This is a genomic window from Methylobacterium sp. WSM2598 (genome assembly GCF_000379105.1).
Taxonomy (GTDB): Bacteria; Pseudomonadota; Alphaproteobacteria; order Rhizobiales; family Beijerinckiaceae; genus Methylobacterium.
Genome location: NZ_KB900609.1, coordinates 3,770,299 through 3,776,298, shown reverse-complemented (window position 1 = coordinate 3,776,298; position 6,000 = coordinate 3,770,299). Strand labels below are relative to the sequence as shown.

Below are 6,000 nucleotides of genomic sequence, written 5' to 3'. Positions count from 1 at the left end.
GACCCGGTGACCGCAGCTTCTCGCGAAGTGCCCGATCCGAACGCCGCCGACCTGCCATCACAACCGCCCTCCGCCAAGCCGTTGCGACGACCACTTGAATCCACCGGGTATACCCTCGCGAGCATGCCGCCAGTACATGGCCGTGCCCGCAAGACGGTGGCCCGGCTAGCCTGAAGACCGGCCGTCCATCGCACCGCCTCTGGCCAGGAACGATCATCGGCGCGATGGAGACGGTCGGGGAATGCTGACCGTATCGCATCCTGTCATCGAGCACTCCGTCCTCCGGCTTGGGCCGGAGACCCCGTACTCTCAGCGGCCCGCCACGCCAGCTGCCTGCAATCCGGATGATTTCATCACCATTTCCCTTCCATGGTCCGCCGATCAGTTCGGGCGCAGACGGCTGAGAGACTGAGCGTGCTGTTGCCACACATGGGAGCGGAGCCGTGCCTTAGTAGTGCATGCAGCGCAGCGGGATTAACCTGATCCTCCCCTGATTTCGCGGACACGGGGAGTTTAGCTCGCGGTCCGTTCGGCTTGCTCGGGCGTGAGATAACCGAGTGCCGAGTGGATGCGCTGCCGATTGTAGTAGCCCTCGATGTAAGCGAACAGGTCGCGGCGCGCCTCATCCCGGGTCGCCCATCGTCGCTGATGGACAAGCTCGACCTTGAGGGTGTGGAAGAAGCTCTCCATCGGGGCATTATCGTAGCAGCAGGCCGTCCGGCTCATGGACGGCCTGGCCGCCATGCCGGCGAGCTGCCTCCGGTAGGCCTCGGCCGCGTGCTGGCTGCCGCGATCCGAGTGGCAGATAAGCCCGGCGGCCGGTCGCTGCCGCTGGGCGGCCATCATCAGCGCAGCCACGCTCAGCTCGGTGCGCATATGATCGCGCATCGACCAGCCGACGATCTTGCGCGTGGCCAGATCGAGGACGGCAGCCAAGTAGAGNNAGCCCTCGCCGGTCGGCAGGTAGGTGATGTCGGCCAGCCAAACCGTGTTCGGCCGCGCGGCCGAGAAGTCCTGCCTCAGGAGGTTCCGGGCGATGGGGAGATCGTGACGGCTGTCGGTCGTGCAGGGCCGGAACCGACGCCCCGCCAGGGCACGGATGCCGTGCCGGCGCATGAGACGCTCCACCCGCCCGCGGCTGGCTGAACGGCCCTCGGCCCGCAGGGCGGCATGCACGCGTGGGGCACCATAGCGCCGGTGGTGGGCGGCATGGATGCGCCGGACATCGTCCAGGAGCTGGCGGTTGGAGGCCGAGCGGGCGCTCTCAGGCCGTGACCGCCACCCGTAAAAGCCGCTGGGGGAGACGTCGAGCACGCGGCACATGAGACGCACCGGCCAGGTCCGCGCATGCTGCTCGATGAAGGCGTAGGTCACGTGGGCATCTCCGCGAAGATGCCGATGGCTTTTTTTAGGACGTCGCGCTCCATGCGCGTGCGGTCGAGCTCACGCCGCAGACGGGCGATCTCGGCGGCCTGATTGGACGGCGAGGCGATCGGGCTTGATGGCAAGGCCCCGGTCGATCCTGCCGGCCGCGGTCGGGGCGGTGCCCCGTTCAGCGTTGCACGCCACTGCCGCAACATCGAGGGCTGGATCCCGAGCTCGGCCGCGATCTGCATCTGCGGCCGGCCGCTGCTCTCCAGCAGGGCGACCGCTTCGCGTTTGAACTCGGGCGTGAACTCCCGTCTCGTCTTCGCCATCCGACACCTTCCCCGCTCCGCCAGAGCGTATCAGAGGTGTCCGTGAAACCGAGGAAGGATCACCTTAGCGTCGACCATGCACAGGAGGCCGCTCAGCCGCTTGCGGAGATCGTCGTTCAGCCCGGGCACGATCACGCGGATAGCCGGCACGGGCGCGGCATGCGGGGCGACGCGGCACACAATGCCAATGTCGCGCAGGTGATCCAGCACCTCCGCGGCTTCCTCGGCGGCGACTTCGGCGAGGTTCCTGGTGACGATGGCGGGGTGCATGGGGGCATCTCCAGGGCGGGAGCACGCGAACGCTGGTCTACTCTCTGGGTGTGTTTGGCCGCACGGGACGGCCCTTAACGAAGTCTTACCTGAATCGAGACAGGCTGTCCGCTCCTCCCATGAGGGGAACCAGATGGCGCAGATCCGCATCCTCGACCCGCTGAGCGGCCGCATCGTCTTGGTCGATCTCCCGCTGCCTGCTGCTACGCGTCCCGCTCCACGCCCCGCCGAAACCGTTCGACAGCCGCATCCAGGCCCGGTGCAAGGCACGGCGGCGCCGGAGAGGCCGCAGACGGTGCCGCCGACCGCCGTTCCGGCAGCTTGAGGACGGTTCCGCTAGCCTCTTCGGTTCAGAACCCTCCCGCCCGGCGCAGCCGCTCCAGAGCGGCTTCGAGACCTGACGCCGCCGCTGCCGAACCCTTCTCGCCGATAAGGACGCTTCCGCTGGATGGTCTTTTCTGGCGAGTTGGGGGGCGGACGGAGGGGGACCCGCGCAGGAGAGCGCTCCTGGGTGGTTGAGGTGGCCACGGACGGCCGCGGTAGGGCAGGGGGTGTGGGGATCGGCACCGCGCCGGAGAACCGGCCCCACGGGCCCTCTGAGCCCGCCGGTTGGCCGCGAGGAACACGGGCATGTAGTCCGGGCCGAAGCGCCACTGGACCGGCTTGCGCCGTAGACCGTTCTCCGTGGCGCGGTAGGCCGAGCCGACGACGTCGACTCGCTCAACGAAGCCAATCGCCTCCAGGACCGCGAGGGCGCCCCGTACGCGGGCCTCCGTGAGCCCCAGCTCGGGATGGTCCGCGAGCGCCGCGCGATCTACGGGGAAGGCCCGCCCGATCCGTCCTGGGGCGCTCCAGAACCGCGCCAGGAACGTCGCCAGGGCATGCACCGCCTTGGCGTTCTTCCGGCTCTGTACGGCCGTCTCCAGCCTGTCCGCGGCCTCGCGCGGCGGTAGGCGATAGGTACAGGTCATCGTTCCCGGCCCTTGTCAGGGCCGCGGCAGGGCGAACGGCAAAGCGCGCCCGCGTCCGAAAGCGGTGCTTTCAGATTGACTCAGACAGACTGTCGGGACAGGATTTGGTCGCTACACCTATCCAGCCCCTCGCGGGCTTGAGACCCCTTCAGGCGCCAACCTGAAGGGGTCTTGCTTTGTGGTGTCGTGCTGCTGCGGCAGGTTTCTCCTGCTGTTGCAGCCCGAGAGTTCTCCGCCCCGACGATGATGCGCTCACAGGTTCACGTGAACCTGTGACGCTGCGCGAAAAAGCACTTTCGTGGCGCAGAGCGCGGAACGTGTCGCGCACGGAGCGCAAACGATGCGCGAACATGAGCCGAAAGTGCTTTTTCGTAATGAGAGGGTCGGGGGTTCGAATCCCTCTTGCGGCACCACCACTTAGCTCAGATTTCGGGTCTCACCCATTTCGCAGCGCTCCCCGAGCGCTCCCCGCATGCAGAGCCGTGCTCATCCACAGGAGGGTGAGGGGAGCGCTGCAGGATCCCCGGCGGCTGACGTCGCGCCTGCCGCTCGCACTGCCGCCGTGCCCGACCGTCATGCCCGCTCCGTGGCTGACGCCGCAGCATCCGCCGCGCTCACGCCTGCCGTCATGCCCGAGCCCTTGCCTTGACCTGCGTGGCTGACAGGCAGGGAGGGATCGCCGAGCCTCCCCCGGGTCTCGTCGGGTCCCTCGGGGCGCCCGCCAAGGCAGGTGGGCTGTCCCGCTGCACGCCATGCCCAGGGCGCGCATCCTGTGGGTCGGGCAGTGGGGCCGCCCGACAGCCGCCTACAATCCTACTGCATGACCGCAGCGCTGCCCGCATGCCTCGGCCTCGCGCCCGCCGAGAGCCTGCCTCGCGGTTCAAATCTGACGCTTGATACCCGCCGTGAGGGGCCGCTCGCGACCGATGCTGTTGAAGAACTCAGCGATGACGCTTGCAGCGTCGCCCTATGACTCACCGCGAGGAAGGCTCTTCTCTTTTGTTGCACGGCGCTCGGATTTAAATCGGCGCGCGCGACCCCGCGCGGAAGATTTTTCTTCGGGCGTCATGGTGTGGAGTACCGCGTCGGCTGCGTCCCGAGTTTCTCCATGACCCTGGAAAGCATCGCCCCAATCGGCGATGATCCCCTCGTCAGCCTGCCCACCCTGGCAGCCTGATCGATCCGGCCCCGGCCGGTGATCGGGGTGGCCACGCCCAAGCTACACCACGCCAGGGGACACGATCGGCTATAATGCCTCCGGCCTCAATCCATCTCAGACCTCTGTCTCGAGGCGCGCGTCAAGAAAATTGGCAGCGGCAAGGACGAAGTACGCGAGCGCAGATTTCAAAGTGGATTCGTGGTCGCGGGCGAGCGTGCGGCAGTGTCCGATCAAACAGAGTATTTGCCCTCTCATCCAACGCCGCTGTTGCGCGGCAAGGCCCACCCGCCCCTCATTCGGCATGATGAGCTCTGTGCTCAGTCCCGTGCTGCGCCTCTCGATCGACGGTACGTTCATTCGAAATATTCGACGCCATCTACACGCCAATACATGCAGCCGATAAAACTGGATAATGCGATTTGTCTGCAAGTTAGTAAAGCTGCAGCCTCAGTAGTTCCCTAGTGTGGTTGAGCCCTGATGAAGGAGGACCCGACCTAAGCGTCCGGGTCCCGACGATCGCGTTCCAGTTTCCTGATCTTGCCGCGGGCCTGAATTTGCATCAGAGCGGGATGCCCGGCTTCGTGTTCAAGGGCTCTCTCATCCGCGTGACACGATGCAGGCCGTCCTCAACGCAGCCCTTCCGATCTTCGCCCTTATCCTGACGGGCTTCCTGTGCGGCCGCACCGCCCTGTTCGGGCCGGCCGCGACCGACAGCCTGAACCGGTTCGCGATCTATCTCGCGCTTCCGGCCCTGATGTTCGGCGCCATGGCGAAGATCACCCCCGAGCAGGTCGCTCAGGTCGGGTTCTCCGTGGCCTTCCTGGGCGGGATCGTAGCGGCCTTCGCCGCGGCCTACATCCTTGGGATCCTTAGGGGCGCGGGCATGGCCCAGGCCTGCATCGAGGGCCTGGATGCCGGCTACAGCAACGTCGGCTTCATGGGCATCCCGCTCTGCCTGCTGGTCTTCGGGTCGGCAAGCCTGCCGGCGGCGGTGATCGCGACGCTCTTCACCGCCTGCGTGCTGTTCCTGTTCGCGATCGTGCTGATCGAACTCGACCTTCAGAAGGGCGCCGGCCGGGCCGGCACGGCGCGCAAGGTCGTACTCGCGCTCGTGCGCAATCCTCTGTTGATCGCGCCTCTCGCCGGCCTCGCGGTTGGTCTCACGGGGGTAAGCGTCCCGGCGCCGGTCGAACGCTTCGCCTCGCTCCTCGGCGGGGCGGCCTCGCCCTGCGCGCTCATCTGCATTGGGCTGTTCCTGGCCCAGGAGCGGGTCGTGCTCGCCGACGTCCGACCGATCGCCGCCCTCGTCGGTTTGAAGCTTCTGCTGCAACCCGCCGTCACAGCGCTCCTGGTCTTCCACGTGTTCGAGATGCCTTCGCTCTGGGCCCGCGCCGCCGTGCTACTCAGTGCGCTGCCGATCGGATCGGGGCCCTTCACGCTGGCCAAGCTCTACGGGCTGGAGGCAGGCGTGACCTCCGGCGCGATCCTGCTGTCGCACATCGCCTCGGTGCTCACGGTCTCGCTGCTCGTGGCATGGCTCGCCTGAGACGGCACCTCAGCGACGCACGCGGCGGCTGCGGGCCTCGGCGGCCGCGGCATCCTCTTGCGCCTGCAGGCGGGCGACGAACACCGTGGCGGCGCGCGATGTGCTGCTGCGAGAGCCGGTCCGCCCGCTCCCCGTCGCAGCTGAACCAGGCGGCGCTCAAGGAGCGCGATGACATCGCCAAGGCCAACGTCGACCTGCAGAAGGGGCTGGAATGAAAAGCCCTCGTCTTCAACACCGTAGACCCGGCAGCCTTCCAGGCGGCCCTGAAGAGCACGAAATTCTACAGCCAGTGGCGCGAGAAGTTCGGTGCCGACGCCTGGGCGCTGGTGCAGAAATACGCTGGCGACATCGGCTGAG

At 67.1% G+C, this 6,000-nt stretch carries 4 protein-coding genes; 1 reads left to right on the top strand and 3 read right to left on the bottom strand.

Annotation, left to right across the window (positions count from 1 at the left end):
• Positions 1-513 precede the first annotated feature (513 nt).
• From MET2598_RS0118000 to MET2598_RS0117985, 3 genes are all read right to left on the bottom strand, one after another.
• Positions 514-1,697 (bottom strand): IS3 family transposase gene (locus tag MET2598_RS0118000; protein ID WP_085984599.1). Its coding sequence is split into 2 segments (ribosomal slippage): positions 514-1,400 and positions 1,400-1,697, totalling 1,185 coding nucleotides; the frame shifts between segments, so codons are not numbered across the junction.
• A 30-nt stretch (positions 1,698-1,727) separates the two neighbouring features.
• On the bottom strand, positions 1,728-1,967 hold the full coding sequence (locus tag MET2598_RS0117990) for a hypothetical protein (RefSeq protein ID WP_018261801.1): 240 nt from the start codon (positions 1,965-1,967) through the stop codon (positions 1,728-1,730).
• Positions 1,968-4,211: 2,244 nt separating this feature from the next.
• On the bottom strand, positions 4,212-4,454 hold the full coding sequence (locus tag MET2598_RS0117985) for a hypothetical protein (RefSeq protein ID WP_018261800.1): 243 nt from the start codon (positions 4,452-4,454) through the stop codon (positions 4,212-4,214).
• Positions 4,455-4,710: 256 nt separating this feature from the next.
• Between MET2598_RS0117985 and MET2598_RS0117980 the strand changes: the two genes are divergently transcribed.
• Positions 4,711-5,643, top strand: coding sequence for an AEC family transporter (locus MET2598_RS0117980; RefSeq protein WP_018261799.1), 933 nt, complete (start codon positions 4,711-4,713; stop codon positions 5,641-5,643).
• The last annotated feature ends 357 nt before the right edge of the window (positions 5,644-6,000 follow it).

Bases quoted from the DNA above. Each gene is read 5' to 3' on its own strand.
- MET2598_RS0117990 (WP_018261801.1), bottom strand. From the start codon at position 1,967: ATGCACCCCGCCATCGTCACCAGGAACCTCGCCGAAGTCGCCGCCGAG.
- MET2598_RS0117985 (WP_018261800.1), bottom strand. From the start codon at position 4,454: ATGAACGTACCGTCGATCGAGAGGCGCAGCACGGGACTGAGCACAGAG.
- MET2598_RS0117980 (WP_018261799.1), top strand. From the start codon at position 4,711: ATGCAGGCCGTCCTCAACGCAGCCCTTCCGATCTTCGCCCTTATCCTG.